The sequence below is a fragment of the Alcaligenes sp. RM2 genome (assembly GCF_052931795.1).
In genome coordinates, this window is the sequence record NZ_JBRFIO010000008.1 from 12,671 (window position 1) to 29,918 (window position 17,248).

General features: G+C 56.1%; 20 protein-coding genes and 1 tRNA gene. 15 read left to right on the forward strand and 6 right to left on the reverse strand.

The genetic code is table 11. The features are described 5' to 3' along the window. Positions 1–6: 6 nt before the first annotated feature. The 3 genes from ACU6HM_RS18310 to ACU6HM_RS18320 form a co-directional block, all read right to left on the reverse strand. Positions 7–714, reverse strand: coding sequence for a replication protein P (locus ACU6HM_RS18310; protein ID WP_254002993.1), 708 nt, complete (start codon positions 712–714; stop codon positions 7–9). Further along, positions 698–1,483: a hypothetical protein gene (locus ACU6HM_RS18315; protein WP_250757008.1), complete on the reverse strand. Its 786-nt coding sequence runs from the start codon at positions 1,481–1,483 to the stop codon at positions 698–700. The genes ACU6HM_RS18310 and ACU6HM_RS18315 overlap by 17 nt, the downstream gene beginning before the upstream one ends. Positions 1,484–1,745: 262 nt before the next feature. Next, positions 1,746–1,937: a hypothetical protein gene (locus ACU6HM_RS18320; RefSeq protein WP_094196318.1), complete on the reverse strand. Its 192-nt coding sequence runs from the start codon at positions 1,935–1,937 to the stop codon at positions 1,746–1,748. Between the two features lie 82 nt (positions 1,938–2,019). Between ACU6HM_RS18320 and ACU6HM_RS18325 the strand changes: the two genes are divergently transcribed. Continuing rightward, positions 2,020–2,709 carry a LexA family protein gene (locus ACU6HM_RS18325; protein ID WP_009459439.1) on the forward strand — a complete coding sequence of 230 codons (690 nt, stop codon included), beginning with the start codon at positions 2,020–2,022 and terminating at the stop codon, positions 2,707–2,709. A gap of 36 nt (positions 2,710–2,745) precedes the next feature. On the opposite strand, the gene ACU6HM_RS18330 is transcribed toward ACU6HM_RS18325, so the two are convergent. After that, positions 2,746–3,012 carry a hypothetical protein gene (locus tag ACU6HM_RS18330; RefSeq protein WP_446764172.1) on the reverse strand — a complete coding sequence of 89 codons (267 nt, stop codon included), beginning with the start codon at positions 3,010–3,012 and terminating at the stop codon, positions 2,746–2,748. 189 nt (positions 3,013–3,201) lie between these two features. Between ACU6HM_RS18330 and ACU6HM_RS18335 the strand changes: the two genes are divergently transcribed. The 4 genes from ACU6HM_RS18335 (at position 3,202) to ACU6HM_RS18350 (ending at position 5,221) form a co-directional block, all read left to right on the forward strand. Next, a complete protein-coding gene (locus ACU6HM_RS18335; RefSeq protein WP_009459443.1) occupies positions 3,202–3,456 on the forward strand; it encodes a type II toxin-antitoxin system Phd/YefM family antitoxin in 255 nt (84 codons plus the stop codon). Next, positions 3,449–3,712 (forward strand): Txe/YoeB family addiction module toxin, encoded by a 264-nt coding sequence (locus ACU6HM_RS18340; protein ID WP_009459444.1) that lies wholly within the window; start codon positions 3,449–3,451, stop codon positions 3,710–3,712. Before ACU6HM_RS18335 ends, ACU6HM_RS18340 begins: the two co-directional genes overlap by 8 nt. Positions 3,713–4,498: 786 nt before the next feature. Beyond that, positions 4,499–4,577 (forward strand) — tRNA-Ile (locus ACU6HM_RS18345). A gap of 152 nt (positions 4,578–4,729) precedes the next feature. Further along, on the forward strand, positions 4,730–5,221 hold the full coding sequence (locus ACU6HM_RS18350) for an MFS transporter (RefSeq protein ID WP_446764173.1): 492 nt from the start codon (positions 4,730–4,732) through the stop codon (positions 5,219–5,221). 22 nt (positions 5,222–5,243) lie between these two features. On the opposite strand, the gene ACU6HM_RS18355 is transcribed toward ACU6HM_RS18350, so the two are convergent. Then, entirely contained in the window at positions 5,244–5,480 is a 237-nt protein-coding gene (locus tag ACU6HM_RS18355; protein WP_254499498.1) for a hypothetical protein, read from the reverse strand. Between the two features lie 137 nt (positions 5,481–5,617). Here ACU6HM_RS18355 and loiP point away from each other — a divergent pair, with 137 nt between their 5' ends. The 7 genes from loiP (at position 5,618) to nhaA (ending at position 10,444) form a co-directional block, all read left to right on the forward strand. Further along, entirely contained in the window at positions 5,618–6,376 is a 759-nt protein-coding gene (gene loiP, locus ACU6HM_RS18360; RefSeq protein WP_009459460.1) for a metalloprotease LoiP, read from the forward strand. A 335-nt stretch (positions 6,377–6,711) separates the two neighbouring features. After that, positions 6,712–7,113: a YchJ family protein gene (locus ACU6HM_RS18365; protein ID WP_009459461.1), complete on the forward strand. Its 402-nt coding sequence runs from the start codon at positions 6,712–6,714 to the stop codon at positions 7,111–7,113. Next, complete coding sequence (locus ACU6HM_RS18370) at positions 7,110–7,580, forward strand: GNAT family N-acetyltransferase (RefSeq protein ID WP_446764174.1); 471 nt, start codon at positions 7,110–7,112, stop codon at positions 7,578–7,580. Before ACU6HM_RS18365 ends, ACU6HM_RS18370 begins: the two co-directional genes overlap by 4 nt. A 37-nt stretch (positions 7,581–7,617) precedes the next feature. Continuing rightward, entirely contained in the window at positions 7,618–8,136 is a 519-nt protein-coding gene (locus ACU6HM_RS18375; RefSeq protein ID WP_009459463.1) for a DedA family protein, read from the forward strand. A gap of 6 nt (positions 8,137–8,142) precedes the next feature. Further along, a complete protein-coding gene (locus ACU6HM_RS18380) occupies positions 8,143–8,487 on the forward strand; it encodes a DMT family transporter (RefSeq protein WP_009459464.1) in 345 nt (114 codons plus the stop codon). A 15-nt stretch (positions 8,488–8,502) separates the two neighbouring features. Further along, on the forward strand, positions 8,503–8,961 hold the full coding sequence (gene dtd / locus ACU6HM_RS18385) for a D-aminoacyl-tRNA deacylase (RefSeq protein ID WP_009459465.1): 459 nt from the start codon (positions 8,503–8,505) through the stop codon (positions 8,959–8,961). Between the two features lie 118 nt (positions 8,962–9,079). Further along, positions 9,080–10,444 carry a Na+/H+ antiporter NhaA gene (gene nhaA / locus ACU6HM_RS18390; RefSeq protein ID WP_336972119.1) on the forward strand — a complete coding sequence of 455 codons (1,365 nt, stop codon included), beginning with the start codon at positions 9,080–9,082 and terminating at the stop codon, positions 10,442–10,444. A gap of 65 nt (positions 10,445–10,509) precedes the next feature. Here nhaA and cnbZ read toward each other — a convergent pair whose 3' ends face one another. After that, the gene (gene cnbZ / locus ACU6HM_RS18395; RefSeq protein ID WP_009459468.1) at positions 10,510–11,271 is read right to left on the reverse strand and encodes a 2-amino-5-chloromuconate deaminase CnbZ; all 762 of its coding nucleotides are present in this window, start codon (positions 11,269–11,271) and stop codon (positions 10,510–10,512) included. A gap of 483 nt (positions 11,272–11,754) precedes the next feature. On the opposite strand from cnbZ, the gene mgtE reads away from it, so the two are divergent. The 3 genes from mgtE to ACU6HM_RS18410 all read left to right on the forward strand — a co-directional run bounded on the left by mgtE (position 11,755) and on the right by ACU6HM_RS18410 (position 17,231). Beyond that, the gene (gene mgtE, locus ACU6HM_RS18400) at positions 11,755–13,095 is read left to right on the forward strand and encodes a magnesium transporter (protein WP_446764175.1); all 1,341 of its coding nucleotides are present in this window, start codon (positions 11,755–11,757) and stop codon (positions 13,093–13,095) included. A gap of 160 nt (positions 13,096–13,255) precedes the next feature. Further along, positions 13,256–16,222 carry an MHYT domain-containing protein gene (locus ACU6HM_RS18405; RefSeq protein WP_446764176.1) on the forward strand — a complete coding sequence of 989 codons (2,967 nt, stop codon included), beginning with the start codon at positions 13,256–13,258 and terminating at the stop codon, positions 16,220–16,222. Beyond that, a complete protein-coding gene (locus tag ACU6HM_RS18410; RefSeq protein ID WP_009459474.1) occupies positions 16,215–17,231 on the forward strand; it encodes a response regulator in 1,017 nt (338 codons plus the stop codon). Before ACU6HM_RS18405 ends, ACU6HM_RS18410 begins: the two co-directional genes overlap by 8 nt. The last annotated feature ends 17 nt before the right edge of the window (positions 17,232–17,248 follow it).

The window sequence follows — 17,248 nt, forward strand, 5'->3', positions numbered from 1 at the left end:
GCTGTTTCACTCCTTGCCCAAGGCTGCTTTGGCCATCTTCAGCACAGCCAAGGAACACGCTTCCGGGCGGGCCAAGATCCGGTTCGCCCAGACTCGCGGGTCCTTGTTGGTGTCGCCCGAAATCACCTGAGCCAGATCGCGCACGCGTCGTTGCCCTTCCCGGCGCCCTTGCTCCCAGTCTTGCGGGGAGGTCAGGGCCAATCGAGGCGGCGGGATTTCTGCCCACTGTCCTTTGGCCAGGTGATCTCCCAGCACTTTGTGCCAGCGTTGTTCCAGCTGCGTGTAGGCCTGATTCAGCATGTCAAACTGCCCAATGCTGATTGCTGCGTGATAGATAGCCGGGTGTGACCACTCGCCCATTTCTCCTCGCACTCGTGCCTGCATGCCACGCACGGCCTGGAAAAAGGCGGTTTCTGGTTCCAGTTGAGGGCGGCACGCACGCAAGAACTCCGGCAAGCTGGGGGGCCAATCAAACATGCGACGGCAATTCTTGATGCCTAGTGCCACGTCATTGGGCGAGACACCTTCCTCGTCAAAAGCTTCGGCCCAGGCCTGTTTCCAGTCTTCAATGGCTTGCTTGTCCCGAAAGTTGGAGCGGAACTTGTTCGGATAAATGCCATTGAGCCGGTTGTACAAATGGTCCATCAGGCTGATGCCTTCCAGCTTGGTATGACGCAGCAGCCAGGGGTTGGAAAAATCAGATATCGATGACATCGTCTATCTCCTCGCGTTGCCGATGACGGTTCACATAAGCCAGGGGATCAAAGCCCGACGCCTGACCTGCACGGGGCTCGTTGCGTCCTTCCAGCCAGCTGGCCTTGCCCCCGCGCCAGCCACGCAACATGCACTCGGCCAGAAAGTCGTCCACGCTGTAGCCCATTTCCAAAGCACGGTGGGCTTCGGTGCCAAGGCGGTTCAGGGCGGTTTGCGTCAAGGGCGCTTTGATCTCGCGACGATGGCGCAGATAATCCGCCACTACGTCTGCGCTGGGTTCGGCAGGCCAGGCAGAAAACTCCAGCGCCGGAGCCTTGCTACGCACGTTTGTTTTTTCTGTATCTGTATCTCCTTCTTTATCTGTCTCTTTATCTAGCGCGTTACCCGGCCGTTTCGGTAACGTTACGGACGCGTTACTGCCTTCGTTACCGTCTTGTTCCTGTTTTTTTCTGGCCCGAAAACGCGCCACCCGCTCCGCGCTGCTGTCGGATTTCATCTGGCGTTTGTCCCACGCCAGAGGCTGCAAAGTTTCCTGGTCGATCAGGCCCACTTCGCTTAAGCGGCGCACCACATCGTCCAAGGTGCGCAGGTCCAGGCCCAGCTTGACGGCCACCTTGCGCAGCATCAGCGTGTCTTCGCTGTCTAGCACGCCCTGCCCTTTAAGGCAGAGCAAGGCCACGTAATGCCATCTGTCCTCGAAAGCCAGCAGACGCAACTTCTCGTCGTCCACCATCTCGGTATAGGCGCGAAACCACGGCATATTGCTCATAGGCACGCTCCTGACTGTGTGAGCCATCGACAAGCAAACTCGTGTCGATGGTTGTGAATACGTGTTTTCATGGCACCCCCGTCTGAAAAACCGCACGCCTCTGATGTATTTACAAAAATATGACGCGCAGCAGGACCCCTGGCCCAAACAGGCCACGAACATCCGATTGATAGGCAATGCCCCAAGGGCACAAGAACTGCGTCACCCCATGACGCAGTCGAACTGTCAGGCATGGCTTGCAAGCCAAACCCGTCGTAAATGATTAGATATTTCTAGAGCTCTCTTTGGGTGCTGGGGCGGGCACCACCGGGTTCATGTGATGGAAGACCAGTTGCCAGACGCGCGGTATGACACCCGCCTTCTCCCATTGAGATATGCGGCCTTTGCTCAAGCCCGTGATACGCAATACGGCTCGGCGACCGCCCATTTCTTCGATGATGTGTTTAGCGTTCATGCATTGAGTATAGATAGTTCTAAACGTAAAGAAAAGAAATATCTAAACCTATGTTTAGTTTTTTCTTGTTTTAATGTCGGGTATGGATATTTACTCGATTCGCCGCAGAAACCTGCAACGCCTGATTGAAGACCGCGCTCACGGCAACGCGGCTGACTTTGCGCGCTCTATTGGGCGCACACGGGCGCAACTGGCCCAGTACCTGTCATCCTCCTACAACGGTGGGCGCAGCATTGGCGAACGAGTGGCGCGAGCCATAGAAAAAGAAGTGGGTCTGGAAGCGCATAGCCTGGATCAGCAAGGCTATGGTTTTGGGGCCAAGCACGGTTTTGACTCCAACGTGCAAGACGCCATGATGGGCGAGCGGCGTATCCCCCTGCTGAACTATGTGCAGGCAGGTGTGTTTCGGGATCCCGGTCAGAACTTCACGTTTGAAGAAGTGGAATATCTGCTGACAGACCTGTGTCTGTCCGAGCGGTCCTTTGCCTTGCAGATCAAGGGCGATTCCATGTTGCCGGACTTCAAGGAAGGCGACCGGATTATTGTGGATTGCGAGCTCACGCCCCGCCCCGGTGATTATGTGGTCGCCAAAAACAGCGAAGAAGAAGCCACCTTCAAGAAATACCGGCTCTTGTGCATAGATGAAGGTGGGCAAGAAATCTTTGAGCTGGTGCCGCTGAACGAAGACTATCCTTCCATTCGCAGCGACCAGCATGCTATTGAAATCATTGGCACCATGGTGGAGCACCGGAAATACTATCGGCGTTCGTAAAAAGCTGGCAGCGCAGGCTGCCATGCATGATACGGCTTAACGCTTTTTCATTTCCTGATCGACCTTTTCCATCCAGACCTGATCACAAGGGACGGGCTGTGCTGAGCGCTGACCATACAGACGGATATGCACCACGTTGCACCACTCCTGCGAGCCATAGTCAGGGCCATGCCCTTGCCCATCGGAGACAGCCAATTGGCGATCCACCTTTTCCAGCCAGGCTTCACTGCCGACTTTCTCGGTGGGCGCCGTAGTTTGGCAAGCGGCTAACAATAAAGCGGGGGCAAGCATCAAGATTCGCATGGCAATACCTGAAAAGAAGAGGCGAAACGTCCTTTATAGCAGAGTGCAAGAGGGTGGGTTGGGCGAGAATAAGCTCACTGCATGCGCCTGGCTCCTTCCTCCATCAAAGGCTTTAACCCGTACAGTAATCTGTACAAGTCATTCTATTTCCATTAGACTTGTACAGTGAATTGGACAAGTGAGGTTGCCATGAAAATCATCTCGTTTTCAGAAGCGCGCAACAGCTTGAAAGCTGTACTGGATAGCGTAGTCGATGACGCCAGCACCACCATCATCACGCGTCGTGATGCGGAAGACGCTGTAGTCATGTCACTCGATTACTACAACAGCTTGATGGAAACCGTCCATTTGCTGCGCTCCCCCGCTAATGCGGAACACCTGAGCCGCTCTATCGAACAATATCGTGCTGGCAAAGCCATGCCACGCGAGCTGAGCGATGACTGACCGTTTGTTATGCTGGACTGACGCTGCCTGGATTGACTATGTGTATTGGCAAGGCCAGGACCGCAAGACATTGAAGCGTATCAACAGACTGATAGAGGAAGTACGACGTGCGCCATTCGATGGCATAGGCAAACCTGAAGCGCTTAAAGAAAATCTGTCCGGCTTTTGGTCAAGACGCATTGATGACACGAATCGCCTGGTCTATGCCGTAGACAAGGCAAGCATCACCATCATTTCTTGTCGTTATCATTATTAATCAACCGGACTCCACTAAAGCATCCAAAACCAGTCTGAATTCTGGTGCCCCCCCAGTGAATCGAACACAGCCCCCTACAATCCGAAGTGACTAATTCGTCCCTGGCATGTAAGACAAGAATGAAATGGCTGTTCCTATGCCTGATCATGGCATTGCTACCTCTGCACACTCAAGCAAGAAATACACCCTGCTCAGGCAAAAAAGGCGGCATTTCCCACTGCGAGGGGGAAGTCTTTGTATGCCGTGATGGTTCAGCCAGCGGCAGCAAGCGGTCGTGTCCTGCATACACCGGCACTGCAGGACAAAGTTCGCAGTCCAGGCCACAGGCGCTGCGATACAGCAGCGCCTGCCCCTGCTCCAGTGGAACCTATTGCACCGGCCCTCGTGGAGGGCGCTATTGCGAAACCAGCACAGGCAGCAAACGCTATCAGCGCAAATAAGGGGGCAGCCTGCGGTACTTGCTTAGCAATTGCCCTTTTTAGCCTGGCCAGGTGGACAGTGACGCTGCCCATATCCACCGTAACCATCCGGATCCACGATCACCGATCCCCGGGGGGTATGGACGGCACAGGCGGAAAGAACAGCTGTCATGGTCAAAGCTAAAATAAGTGTTTTCATCATTATTCTCTGGGTTTTAGACGCGCTCATTGTGCGCCAAGGATACACAACAAGGTGCTACCAATCGCGAGCAAATACAGTTGGCCTTCCAGATGCTTGAATCTCTTGCTCTAGCCGTGGCTACGCTAGGCACAAACACAGACTTTATGTAATAATTGCGGACTTGTTGCCCCTCTAGCTCATGCTTGGTTAGAGCAGCGGACTCATAATCCGTTGGTGCCGTGTTCGACTCACGGGGGGGGCACCACCCATTTCAAGCTGCACCTGTATTTCAAAGTCGCACAATCTGCGGCTTTTATTCATTCAGGGATAACCGAAGCTCTGCCTCGAAACCCGTTCGCCTGGTTTAACCACGACGGAAGGTTCTGGCGTGGTCATCACGTTCAGAGGAAAGAGAGCATGGATCCCCGCGTCTTCTTGTTTGCCTTGGCCACTTTCGTCACGGGCACAGCAGAAAACATCATTGTTGGGCTAGTACTGGATGTGGCTTCGGACCTGCGCGTCTCAGTGGCCCTGGCCGGACAGTTAACGGCAGTTTTCTCCCTCAGTTTTGCCTTGATGGCGCCATGCGTCCCTTTATTGGGACATCGGCTGCGCCCTCGCCCCCTGTACTTGAGTGCCTTGGCACTATTCGTCTTCGGCAATGTCCTGGCCGCCCTCAGCCCTTCCTTTACGCTGTTATTTTTGGCAAGAGTGATGATGGCTTGTGCCAGCGCGGTAGTCTGTGTGCTGGCAACAACACTGGCAACAGAATTGGTCCCACCTTCCCTGCAAGGACGTGCCATTGGTCTGATTTTCATGGGGATCAGCGGGTCGCTGGTGTTGGGGGTTCAGGCGGGAATGTTAACTGGCCAATGGGGCGGCTGGCGGATCGCCTGCCAGCCCCGCTAGCCTTGAACCTTGTAGCCGCACTTTATCTTGGCAGCCTGGTTTCCTTGCCCTTTTTACTGAACCACCTGCCTTGGCTAGGCAGCTTCATGGTGCTGATCTGGTTTGCATCAACGGGATGATTTCCCCGGTCGTACAAAGCTTTTTGATCCATACCGACAGTGAATCCGCACAGGCTGGCATCAGCCTGAACTTCTCGGCCATGCATATGGGTGTAGGAGCCGGAACTGAGGCGAGGGTTAATCACAAATGCAGCGAACATCGCTTATCGTGCCCATCAAGGCCTTCCATAAACTGTAAATACGCCCACAACAATTGTTAAAGTTTGTTTTATACAGGAACCCTTCGCCGCCTAGTCATTAAAATCGCTTCTCTTTATATAAGTAGAAGGGGAAGTCCATGACTTTTCGTATGGGTGCATTGGCCGCTATGCTGGCCGTCGCTGGCCTGACTGCAGGCTGTCAGACAATGGATGTGGGTGGCATGGTCGGTGCCGGCAGCAAGGCTGTCCAGGCGTTCAATTTGTCCGATCAGGAAGTGATTGCTCTGTCGGATCAGTCCTGCAAGCAGATGGATGCTGAAAACAAAGTGGCCAGCCCCAACAGCAAGTACAACAAGCGCCTGCAACGTGTCGTCAAGCCATTGGCGAAACAGTTGAACGGTCAAACACCGAACTTCAAGGTTTACCAGACTCAGGAAGTGAACGCCTGGGCCATGGCTAACGGTTGTATCCGTGTGTATGCCGGTCTGATGGACAAGATGAACGACGACGAACTGCGCGGCGTGATCGGTCACGAAATGGGCCACGTTGAACTGGGCCACAGCAAGAAAGCCATGCAAACCGCCTACGGCCTGTCCGCTGCTCGTGACGCTGCTGCCGCCACCGGTAACGGCGTGGTTGCTCAGTTGAACTCCAGCCAATTGGGCGAACTGTCCGAAGCCTTCCTGAACGCTCAGTTCTCGCAATCGCAAGAATCCGACGCTGACGACTACTCCTTTGACCTGCTGACCGAGCGCAAGCTCAAGACCCAGGGTCTGGTTTCTGCCTTTGAAAAACTGGCAGCTCTGGACGGCGGCGAAAGCAGCGTGATGAGCTCGCACCCCGGCTCCAAAGAACGCGCCCAGCGTATGCAACAGCGCATCGACGCGGCTAAATAAGCCCCTTCGACGCAGCGAATCGCATGCCGCTAACCCGTCCGCTTTTGCGGGCGGGTTTTTTTATGGGGACACTAGGGATCACAAGTCAGGATGCAGCACAGCATCGGACCGCCGCTACCAAACGCTGGATGCTCGGCCTGGAACTTTTTATCCATACGATGAACCAATCAGACATTACCAACACCCGTACTCCCTCGAACGCCCCCGCCTGACAAGCGATCCAGCTACAGCAAAACCTGGTCTGTAAATCCTTACTTTTCGTCGCGGTGGCGCCATAAACCAGTACCTGCTTTCAGGTATGCTTGTGCCATTCTTTGGTCTTGGCAGTTACGCTCTTGAAAAAGTCTTCCTCTTCAAAAAATTCCTGTCCCTGCGGCAATCCCAAAACCTACGAAGTTTGTTGCGGCCCTTGGCACCAAGGCCCGCAGTACTTGCAAGCCCCCGATGCGGCTACCCTGATGCGCTCACGGTACAGCGCTTTTGTGCGCGACGATCTGGACTATCTGCTGGCCACCTGGCATAGCTCCACCCGCCCTCATTCGCTGGAACCCAATCCGGAAGGTTTGCAATGGTTGGGCCTGGATGTGCGACGTCATGAACGTGTTTCCGACACGGAAGCGATTGTGGAATTTGTCGCTCGCAACCGTCTGAATGGCCGGGCGAACCGTCTGCATGAAGTCAGCCGTTTTGTCCTTGAACAAGGCCAATGGTTTTACGTGGACGGGGATTTCTCATGAGCCAAAGCAACGACTTTGTACAAGCTGAACAGGTCCATGGCTCCAGCCTGCCCATGGCTTTGCTGCTGGAAGCCGATCCCAGCACGAGTCTGATTGAAAGCTACAAAGACACACCGCACGCCTGGTGCATTAAAGATCAGGAACGCATCGTGGCGGCTGCTATTTTGCAGCGCAGGAACGCCCAGGATTGGGAACTGATGAACATCGCCGTTCAGCCCTCGCACCAGGGTCATGGATTGGGTGCCAAGCTGCTGTCTGCCCTGATTAGCTATGTACGCGAACAAGGTGGGCAAACCTTATATGTGGCCACCGGCACCATTGGCTACCCCCTGTTTTTCTACCAGCGCGCCGGCTTTCGAGTGATAGCGGTAGAGCCCGATTATTTCCTGCACCATTACGACGAGGCCCTGTTTGAGGACGGTTTGCAGCACAAGGACCGCCTGATTCTGAGCCTTGCCCTGAACTAAAAGACTGCAATGATGCTGTCCCTTCCTTCTGGTTGATATGCTGAGCACCCTAAGCAATTTTGCAGAACAGGCCACAGCCCTGATCAGCGCCAACCCACAATGGGTGGCCCCCGCTGTTTTCGCTTTGTGCCTGGTCGAGTCCCTGCCCTTTTTGGCCCTGATCATACCGGGTACAGCCATCCTTTTATCCGTCGGTGCCCTGGTCGGCGCCGGGGAAATGAGCTTGCTGCCGATCTGGCTGTCCGTGACACTGGGCGCCGGCCTGGGCAATGCCATCTCGTTTTTTCTGGGCCAGCGTTACGGCGGCAATCTGTTCCACTTCGAGTGGGCCCGCAAGCGCTTGCATCTGTATGCAAAAGCGCAGGCTTTTTTTGCACGCTGGGGATGGTTTAGTATTGTGGCCTGCCGCTTTGTTGGTCCCTTGCGCTCAACTGTCCCCTTGATTGCGGGCACCTGTGCCATGTCGCCTCTGAGTTTTCATATCTCATCCTGGGCATCGGCCGCCTTGTGGGCCAGTGTCTTGCTGCTACCTGGCTGGTTCAGTTTCCAACCCTGATTTTCAATGACCCCTGTAAGCCTCGCCTACCTGCATTTATTCATCGCGATTCTCTTCGAGATCATCGCCACCAGCTTGCTGCAGCGCTCCGAACAGTTCACGCGCCTGATGCCCAGCGCCTTCACGATCATGTTCTACGCGGGTGCGTTCTACTTTCTGTCACTCAGTCTGCGCGTCATGCCGGTTGGGGTGGCCTATGCCATCTGGAGTGGAGTGGGCATTGTGCTGATTTCCTTGATTGGCTGGGTGGTCTTCAAGCAGAAGCTGGATTTGGCCGCTATGATTGGCATCGGTTTTATTGTGGTGGGTGTGCTGATTGTGAATCTGTTCTCCAAATCTGTCGGCCACTGATTTTAGTGAATAAATATGATTGCCTTGATTCAACGGGTACGTCAGGCCCAGGTCGATATTGAAAACCAGACTGTCGCAAAAATTGGCGCAGGCATGGCCGTTCTGGTCTGTGCCGAGCACGGTGACACCCGCGAGCAAGCCACACGCTTGCTGGATAAATTGCTGGCCCTGCGCATTTTCTCGGACGAGCAAGGCAAGATGAACCTGAACTTGCAGCAAGCCGGTGGTCAGCTATTACTGGTTAGCCAGTTCACCCTGGCGGCCGATACGCGCAAGGGCAACCGTCCAGGATTCAGCCGCGCTGCGCCTCCTGCAATCAGCCAGCCCTTGTTTGACGAGCTGGTAGCCATGGCCCGCACCCGGCTGCCTGATACCCAGTGCGGCGTGTTTGGTGCCGATATGCAATTGAGCCTGACCAACGATGGGCCAGTCACGATTCCCATACATATTGCGCCCGACGCAGACCCAAGCTGACGATTGCCTTAAAGAGGCTCCATCCCTATAATTGCGCAGGGTGTTTTGCTGGCATGGTGCAGCAAGGCAGGTTAATTACATACGCAAGGTCGGGCCGCCTTGTGGAGATTTGCCGACCATGTCCCACCCTTCTTCCGGTGCGCCTTTGCCACGCGCCCATGTTCTGACCCGCCAGTTGCAAGCCCAATTGCAACGCCTCCTGCATATCGAGGCCCTCGGCGGTGTGGTCTTGTTGATGGCTGCAGCCATAGCCCTGATCTGGGCCAACTCTTCATTTGCTGATAGCTATTCTGCCTTGTGGCACACCCAAGTGACCTTGGAGCTGGGCTCCTGGCGTTTCTCGCAAGATCTGCATTTTTGGGTCAACGATATTCTGATGACCTTGTTCTTCCTGGTTGTCGGGATGGAGATCCGCCGCGAGATCCATGACGGTGCCCTGTCCGACTGGCGCTCGGCCATGCTGCCTATCTGTGCTGCCCTGTCCGCCATTACTCTGCCGGCGCTGATCTACGCCGCCATGAATCCCGACCCGGCTGTGCTGATGGGTTGGGCCATTCCTACCGCCACCGATATTGCCTTTGCAGTGGGTGTGCTGGCCTTGCTGGGCCGCTCCCTGCCCCCCAGCTTGCGGGTGTTTTTGCTGGCGCTGGCCATTATTGATGACCTGGTCGCCATCCTGATCATTGCCTTCTTCTACTCGGGTGGCCTGGACTATAGCGCCTTCCTGATTGCAGCCGTTGGTATTGTGGCCGTCCTGGGTCTGCAAAAAATGGGCATAGGCTCGGCCTGGGCCTATGTCGTTCCCGGTGCGATCCTGTGGTTTGGCTTGTTGAAGACAGGTGCTCACCCCACACTTGCCGGTGTGGTTCTGGGCATGATGAGCCCTGTGCGCGCCCTGCCCTTGCCTCGCAAGGCCCGTCACCTGAATCTGGAACTGGCCACCAAACTGGAAAGCCAACATGACACCCACGAAGTCATGCACACGCTGCAGAAAATGCAGCTGGCTCAACGCGAGATTCTGCCTCCGGTCCAGCGTATTCCTGCACTGCTGCACCCCTGGGTAGCGTTCATCATCATGCCGGTGTTTGCGCTGGCCAATGCCGGGGTCAGCCTGAATGGTCTGGACCTGAATGCCGCCGGTGCACAAAGCGCCCTGTTTGGTGTGGCGATTGCCCTGATTGTGGGCAAGCCCCTGGGCGTCCTGCTGGGCACCTGGTTGCCCGTACGCTTGGGGCTATGTACCCTGCCTGCCGGCATGGATTGGGCCGGCGTCACCCTGATTGGTTTGCTGGCCGGTATTGGCTTTACCATGTCCATCTTTGTGGCCAACCTGGCCTTTGCCGAGCCCGTTTTGCTGGATGCTGCCAAGCTGGGCGTTCTGTGCGGCTCTTTGGCGTCCGCCGTTCTGGGCTTGGCGTGGGGCCTAATTGTGCGTCGTCGCTATCAGCAGTCTGCCAGCCAGGCAGCTTATAGCCAGGCATAAACAGCCAGACATCAAACAAACAGGCCCACGCTAGCGTGGGCCTGTTTGTTTTAGGGGCCGATCAATTAATCAATGGTCAGCACGCGTTCGTTCAGGATACGGCGGCAATCCATTTCAAACTCCAGATCCTTGACGGGAGGACGGGCCAGGTGCCAGCCCAAGCCATGGTTAATCGCACCGCGCTGAGCCAGTTCAGTAGCCATGAAAGGATGCAGATTGTGCACCGTGTACGCATGGGTGGCCGTCGTGTCAGCCCATTCATGGCCCAACACTTCCAGACGACGCTCCATTTCACCCAGAACCCATTGCGCCTTCTGCAACAGCCCTTCAGGCGACACGTCCTGGTAGGCCACAATGCTCTCTATATAGTCGTCGGGCGTTTCGGGGACTTCGCAGCTGCCTGCGATCACAAAGGTGGCTTCTTCAATATCGGTTTCCACCGTGTAGCTGAAAGCGTAAAAACTGGGCTCGGCAGGTGCGCCTACCAGCGGCGACACGTTGCTGCGGGCGACCGGATTATGCTTGCCTTTGACCAGGCCCCACTCTTTCAGCGTTTCCAGATACAGCTCATTGAACTTGTTGAAGTCGCTGTCGCTAACTGGCTCGGGCGAGCGCAGCTCGCAGGCGCACAAGGCTGTCAAAGGACGCTCTTCTGCTTCCAGCACGGCCTGAATCAAGTCAAAACCTTCTTTCAATGGCACGGGGGCAGAAAACACGACCCGGCAGATCTCGTAACCGGGCTGAGCGGCCACCCCGCCCGAAAAGCGGTTCACGCCGGTCGGAATGAAGCGGTAGTTGCCTTTGTCAAAATTAATCGCATTGCTCATGGTTGTTCCTGATCGTGTAGTGGGCCTTGGCCCGCCGGGGTCGAGTCGCCGTTATGCGGCAAAGCGGGCACTATAGCACCCTCTTAACCGTCTCAAGTTCGGTGCATGGGCACAAGCCTCACCTTAACAGCACAAATCATTTTTTTGCGCATCATTGCAATCGCTTTGACTTCCAGCGCAGACCTCCCTACGATGGCGATATTCTTCATCACGCTGAGTTTCAGCTTGGTAGTGCACTGAGCGGTTCTATGGGTAAATCATGGATCGATTCACAGACATACTTAGACCACAGCATCAGCAATTTCCCAGACAAAATGCAGCGGCCTGGCGTTTCCTGCGCCCGGCTTGGGAAGCACGTATCCGCAAAGAACGCTATCCTAGCGAGTTTCGTGCGAACTGAGCCGGTTCGCTTTACGGTCTGTTGGCCCGGTGCCAACGTCCTGAACTCAAGACCCTGTACCTGCACGCCCACTGGAGTATTGCATGTCCACGCATCCATCAACTGAGCTACTTGGCCCTCAAACCCCGATTGCCGATATTGTTCTGGCCCTGAATCAGCTGGAGCAAGGCCCCGCGCTGCTCGCTGCCCAGGAGCTGGACAACGAACGCCTGCAAGCCTTGCTGGAAGTGCCGGAGTTGCGTTGGGCCAGTGCGCTCTTGATGGAGCTGACACGTCCCGAACGCCTGCCAGTGCTGGAGCAACTGGCCGAAGACCGAATGGCCGACTTGCTGCAAGACCTGGACCATGAAGACCAGGAGCAGATTCTTGGTCGCCTGACCCAGCACACCCGCACCTCCATCATGCGTCTGATGCACTATCCGGCAGACACAGCCGGCGGCATCATGACTACCGAGTTTCTGCAAGTGCCCATGAGCTGGAATGTGGCACAAACCTTGCAGCACATTCGGAAAGTGGAAAGTACCCGCGAAACGGTCTATGCCATCTATGTGGTCAACGACAAGCAACAACTGCAATTTGTGGTGCCTTTGCGCAAGCTGGTGTGCGCCGACCCGCAAGCGGCCCTGACCGAGTTGTGGAGTGGCGACAGCCCCATTGCCGTGCAGGCCCTGACGGACAAGGAGGCTGTGGCTCAACTGATACGCCGCCACGACTTTCTGGCCATTCCAGTGGTGGACGAGGCCAATGCCATCATCGGCATTGTGACGGTAGACGACGTGATCGACGCCCTGATGGACGAGGCCGCCGAAGACATGAACCGCTTCGGGGGTGCCGAACATATTGGCAAACCCTATCTGCAAGCGGGCTTTAGCACCATGATTCGCAAACGTGGAGGCTGGCTGGCCATTCTGTTCCTGGGTGAAATGCTGACCGCCAGTGCCATGCAGTACTACGAAATACAGCTGGAAAAGGCCGTGGTCCTGGCCATGTTCATTCCCTTGATCATGAGCTCCGGCGGTAACTCCGGCTCGCAGGCCACTTCCTTGCTGATTCGCGGTCTGGCCCTGGGTGAAGTCCGGGTGCGCGACTGGTGGCGTGTCCTGCTGCGCGAATTGCCGGTGGGTCTGATGCTGGGCACCATGTTGGGGGCGATCGGCTTTATTCGTATCGAAATCTGGCAACACCTGGGCCTGTACGACTATGGCGAGCACTCCTTGCTGATTGCCTTCACCATCTGGCTGGCTCTGGTGGGCATTGTGACGTTCGGTTCTTGTATTGGTTCCATGCTGCCCTTCATCTTGCAGCGCGTCGGTTTTGATCCGGCCAGTGCCTCGGCACCCCTGGTGGCCACGCTGGTGGACGTGCTCGGTTTGGTGATTTACTTCTCCGTGGCCGCGATGTTGCTGACAGGAACCTTGCTCTAGCCATGAATTTTTTTGTTGAATCCATACAAAAAAGCGCACAGTAAGAGACAAACTCGGTAACCTATCCGAATTTCACCGTTACATTCCCTCTGACAGGCAGGGGGAGCCTGACACATTTCGTCTAACTTGGCCCCATGGGCCGCTTCGGACATCAGCACCTATGCGGATACTCGACCAGTTCTTCATCAGTGCAGACCAGATGGCTCCCTTCTTGGTTGGCAGCTATAACAGTGGTCTGGTCATCCTGTCGCTACTGGTTGCCATCTTCTCCTCGGGCATGGCCTTGCAAACGGCCCATATTGCCCGCATGGCTGATTTGCGCATACACCGCCAGATTGCCATTTGTACGGGTGCCATCGCCCTGGGCGGTGGCATCTGGACCATGCACTTTATTGGCATGTTGGCGTTTGAACTTTGCACCAGCGTCCATTACGACCCGGCCATCACCATGTTGTCGGTTCTGCCCAGCGTAGGGGCATCCTGGGTCGCCCTGCAAATTCTCTCGCAAGCCCGTGTACAACGCTCGCACCTGATTGTGGGCGGTATTTTGGTGGGTCTGGGTATAGGCACCATGCATTACAGTGGCATGGCTGCCATGCGTATGGCGCCGGTCCTGCGCTATGAGCCCATCACCTTCTTCCTGTCGATTGTGCTGGCCGTGGTACTGGCCACGCTGGCCTTGTGGATACGCTTTCGCCTGCATCGCACCCGCCTGACCTTGCTGCAACGCGTGGTCATCAGCGGCATTGTGCTGGGCCTGGCCATTTCCGGCATGCATTATACCGGCATGGCGGCCGCCCGCTTTATAGGCCAGACCACACCGCCCGATGACATGATCATCTTCAACAGCACCTTTGCCTCCATGGTGCTGTCCACCTTCACCATTACGGTGACGGTACTGGTGACCGCGGCCAACGGCCTGCTGCGCTACCGCCAGTTGTTCTTGAAGATGGAAGAAAGCGAATCGCACAACCGGGCCATTGTGGATACCGCGATTGACGGCATTATTACCATCAACAGCCACGGCACCATTCTGGACTTCAACCATTCAGCCGAACGCCTGTTTGGCTGGAAGGCTGGCGAGGTGCTGGGGCGCAATGTGAACATGCTGATGCCCGAGCCGGACCGCTCGCGCCACGACAGCTATCTGTCCAATTATTTACGCACCAACGACCCAAAAATTATTGGCGTAGGCCGGGATGTCACCGGTTTGCGCAAGGATGGCAGCTTGCTGCCGATGCGCCTGGCCGTAGGCAAGGTACGCCAGCCGGGTGACCCGCTGTTTGTCGGTTTTGTCACTGACATGAGCCGCTACAAGGCACTGACCGAATCCCTGCGTCAAAGTGCGGAAAAAGCCGAGCAGGCAGCCCAGGCCAAGACTGCTTTTCTGGCCAATATGAGCCATGAAATCCGTACCCCGCTCAACGCGATTATTGGCTTTAGCGACTTGATGCTGAATGATCAGATCAATGCGCAGCAAAACAAGCACCTTGCCATCATCAACCAGTCCGCCCACTCCTTGCTGGCCTTGCTGAACGACATTCTGGATACCACCAAGCTGGAACGCGGCTCGGTCGAGCTGGAGCAAGTGGATTTTTCGCTGATTGAATTGTGCAATCAGGTCGTGGCCTCCTTGCGTTTGGCAGCGGATGCCAAGAACCTGGAGTTCCGTCTGAACCATGCGCCCGAGCTGCATCAGTTTTACAAGGGCGACCCGATGCGGATTCAGCAGGTGCTGAACAATCTGATCGGCAATGCCATCAAGTTCACCCAAAGCGGAGCGGTGCATGTGGATGTCAATCCCGAACCAGGGCGCAATACCGTCTCCATCCGCGTCACGGACACCGGCATTGGCATGACTCCTGAGCAGTTGCGCCATGTGTTCACCCCTTTTACACAGGCCGATGTATCCATCAGCCGCCGTTTTGGCGGTACCGGCCTGGGCGTATCCATTGCCCGCCAGCTGGTGGATCTGATGGGCGGCACGCTGAAGGTTGAAAGTACCCTGGGTGTGGGCAGCGTCTTTGAAGTCCGTATTCCCCTGGAACCGGGCAAGGAACCCAGCCTGAGCCCGGACGAGCAGCCCGTGCCCCGCCTGCCGCCGCTGCGCATTCTGGTGGCCGATGACATCAGCCTGAATCAGGAACTGCTGACCTTGGCCCTGGAGCAGCACGGACATTCCGTCACAGTGGCCGACAACGGTCACAAAGTGCTGGAGCTGCTGTCCAAAGAAGATTTTGATGTGGCCTTGCTGGATGTGCACATGCCCGAGATGGACGGTCTGGAAACCGCCCGCCGGTGGCGCGAACAGGAACGCCGCGAAGCGCGGCTGCCTTTGCCACTAATTGCGCTGACTGCCAGTGTCATGGAGTCCGACCGTCATGCGGCCCAGGAGGCCGGCATGAATGGCTTTGCCACCAAACCGCTGGATCTGCCTTCTTTGCTGCAGGAGATTGCCATGGTGATGGGTCTGCCCCCCACCGGCCCCTTGGAGCACAGCGTCGAACCACAAGAGAGCAGCCTGATCGATTGGGAGTTGGGCCTGAGCCTGTGGGGTTCCCAGGTCCGTCTGCGCCGCGCTCTGCTGAGCTTTCTGTCTGACCTGCATACCCGCTACCCGCTCGATGAAATCAAGCAGGCATCCCCGAACTGGGAGATTGTGCTGGGCAGCCTACATGGCATTCGCGGCACCGCCGGCAATCTGGGTCTGCCCCAAGTGTCTGCCCTCAGCGCCGAGCTGGAAGAAAAAATTCGTCGTGGTCAAACTCGCCAGATGCGTCGCCGTATTGAACAGTTGCAGGAAATGTTCAACCGCATCGCTCACGAACTTGGTCACAACGGCCCACCGACTACTTATTCAGACGCTCAACAGGTCGTGGTGCATCCCCCCGACGTTGCCTTGAACAATCTCCACATTCTGCATAGCAGCGTCTTGCTCAACGAGCTGGACGAGCCTGCCTTGCAAGTGGTCTGTCAGTATCTGGAAAGCACAGGGCAAACCGATACCCTGAATGATCTTAATAAAACCATCGACGTGTTCGACTTTGCTCAAGCCAGCCTGATCCTGTCCAAGCTGATCAAAGACCTGAATGCGAGCTTGGCCAAGGATCCGCCACGCCATGAATGAATTTACCTCGCCGCGCCCCACCCTCTTGCTCATCGATGACGAGCCCGCCAATCTGCAGATTCTGCGCCATACGCTGCAACAGGATTTCCGGCTGCTCTTTGCCAAAGATGGCATCAAGGCGCTGGAGCTGGCACAACGGGACCTACCGGACCTGATCTTGCTGGACATCATGATGCCGCAAATGTCGGGTTACGAAGTCTGTCGAGCCTTGAAGGCCGACCTTAAAACCCGCCACATCCCCGTTGTTTTTGTAACTGCGCTCTCGCAGCCGCAGGATGAGCAAATGGGGCTGGACATGGGGGCGGTGGACTACATCTCCAAACCCTTTAACCCGGCGATTCTGAAGGCACGTATACGCAACCATCTGTCCTTGGTACAAATGCAGGAACTGCGCGACAGCCGCCTGCAGATTATCCGTTGCCTGGGGACAGCGGCCGAATACAAGGACAACGAAGTTGGCCGCCACGTCATCCGCATGAGCCACTACACGCGCATTCTGGCCCATTGGCTGGGTTACTCCAGCGAAGCGGCCGACGAGCTGCTGCACGCCGCACCCATGCACGATATTGGCAAAATCGGCATCCCGGATTCCATCCTGCAAAAACCCGGCAAGCTAACGCCCGAAGAATGGGAAATCATGCGTACGCACACCTTGATTGGCGCCCGCATTATTGGCCAGCACTCGCATGGCTTGTTGAAACTGGCACGCACGATCGCGCTGTATCACCATGAAAAATGGGACGGCAGCGGCTATCCCTATGGTTTAACAGGCGAGAATATCCCCCTGCCCGCCCGCATCGTGGCGGTGGCCGATGTGTTTGATGCCTTGGCCAGTGAGCGACCCTATAAGAAAGCCTGGAGTGTGGAGAGCTGCATCAGCTATCTGCGCGAACAATCCGGCCAGCACTTTGACCCGCAACTGATCGCTCTGCTGGATAAATGCCTGCCTGAAATGCTGCATATCAAAGAAAAATGGGCCGACGATCCCCAGCCGATGGCAAAGACTTGAACCGATTGGCCCGTAAG

Bases quoted from the DNA above. Each gene is read 5' to 3' on its own strand.
- ACU6HM_RS18310 (WP_254002993.1), bottom strand. From the start codon at position 714: ATGTCATCGATATCTGATTTTTCCAACCCCTGGCTGCTGCGTCATACC.
- ACU6HM_RS18315 (WP_250757008.1), bottom strand. From the start codon at position 1,483: ATGAGCAATATGCCGTGGTTTCGCGCCTATACCGAGATGGTGGACGAC.
- ACU6HM_RS18320 (WP_094196318.1), bottom strand. From the start codon at position 1,937: ATGAACGCTAAACACATCATCGAAGAAATGGGCGGTCGCCGAGCCGTA.
- ACU6HM_RS18325 (WP_009459439.1), top strand. From the start codon at position 2,020: ATGGATATTTACTCGATTCGCCGCAGAAACCTGCAACGCCTGATTGAA.
- ACU6HM_RS18330 (WP_446764172.1), bottom strand. From the start codon at position 3,012: ATGCGAATCTTGATGCTTGCCCCCGCTTTATTGTTAGCCGCTTGCCAA.
- ACU6HM_RS18335 (WP_009459443.1), top strand. From the start codon at position 3,202: ATGAAAATCATCTCGTTTTCAGAAGCGCGCAACAGCTTGAAAGCTGTA.
- ACU6HM_RS18340 (WP_009459444.1), top strand. From the start codon at position 3,449: ATGACTGACCGTTTGTTATGCTGGACTGACGCTGCCTGGATTGACTAT.
- ACU6HM_RS18350 (WP_446764173.1), top strand. From the start codon at position 4,730: ATGGATCCCCGCGTCTTCTTGTTTGCCTTGGCCACTTTCGTCACGGGC.
- ACU6HM_RS18355 (WP_254499498.1), bottom strand. From the start codon at position 5,480: ATGTTCGCTGCATTTGTGATTAACCCTCGCCTCAGTTCCGGCTCCTAC.
- loiP (WP_009459460.1), top strand. From the start codon at position 5,618: ATGACTTTTCGTATGGGTGCATTGGCCGCTATGCTGGCCGTCGCTGGC.
- ACU6HM_RS18370 (WP_446764174.1), top strand. From the start codon at position 7,110: ATGAGCCAAAGCAACGACTTTGTACAAGCTGAACAGGTCCATGGCTCC.
- ACU6HM_RS18375 (WP_009459463.1), top strand. From the start codon at position 7,618: ATGCTGAGCACCCTAAGCAATTTTGCAGAACAGGCCACAGCCCTGATC.
- ACU6HM_RS18380 (WP_009459464.1), top strand. From the start codon at position 8,143: ATGACCCCTGTAAGCCTCGCCTACCTGCATTTATTCATCGCGATTCTC.
- dtd (WP_009459465.1), top strand. From the start codon at position 8,503: ATGATTGCCTTGATTCAACGGGTACGTCAGGCCCAGGTCGATATTGAA.
- nhaA (WP_336972119.1), top strand. From the start codon at position 9,080: ATGTCCCACCCTTCTTCCGGTGCGCCTTTGCCACGCGCCCATGTTCTG.
- cnbZ (WP_009459468.1), bottom strand. From the start codon at position 11,271: ATGAGCAATGCGATTAATTTTGACAAAGGCAACTACCGCTTCATTCCG.
- mgtE (WP_446764175.1), top strand. From the start codon at position 11,755: ATGTCCACGCATCCATCAACTGAGCTACTTGGCCCTCAAACCCCGATT.
- ACU6HM_RS18405 (WP_446764176.1), top strand. From the start codon at position 13,256: ATGCGGATACTCGACCAGTTCTTCATCAGTGCAGACCAGATGGCTCCC.
- ACU6HM_RS18410 (WP_009459474.1), top strand. From the start codon at position 16,215: ATGAATGAATTTACCTCGCCGCGCCCCACCCTCTTGCTCATCGATGAC.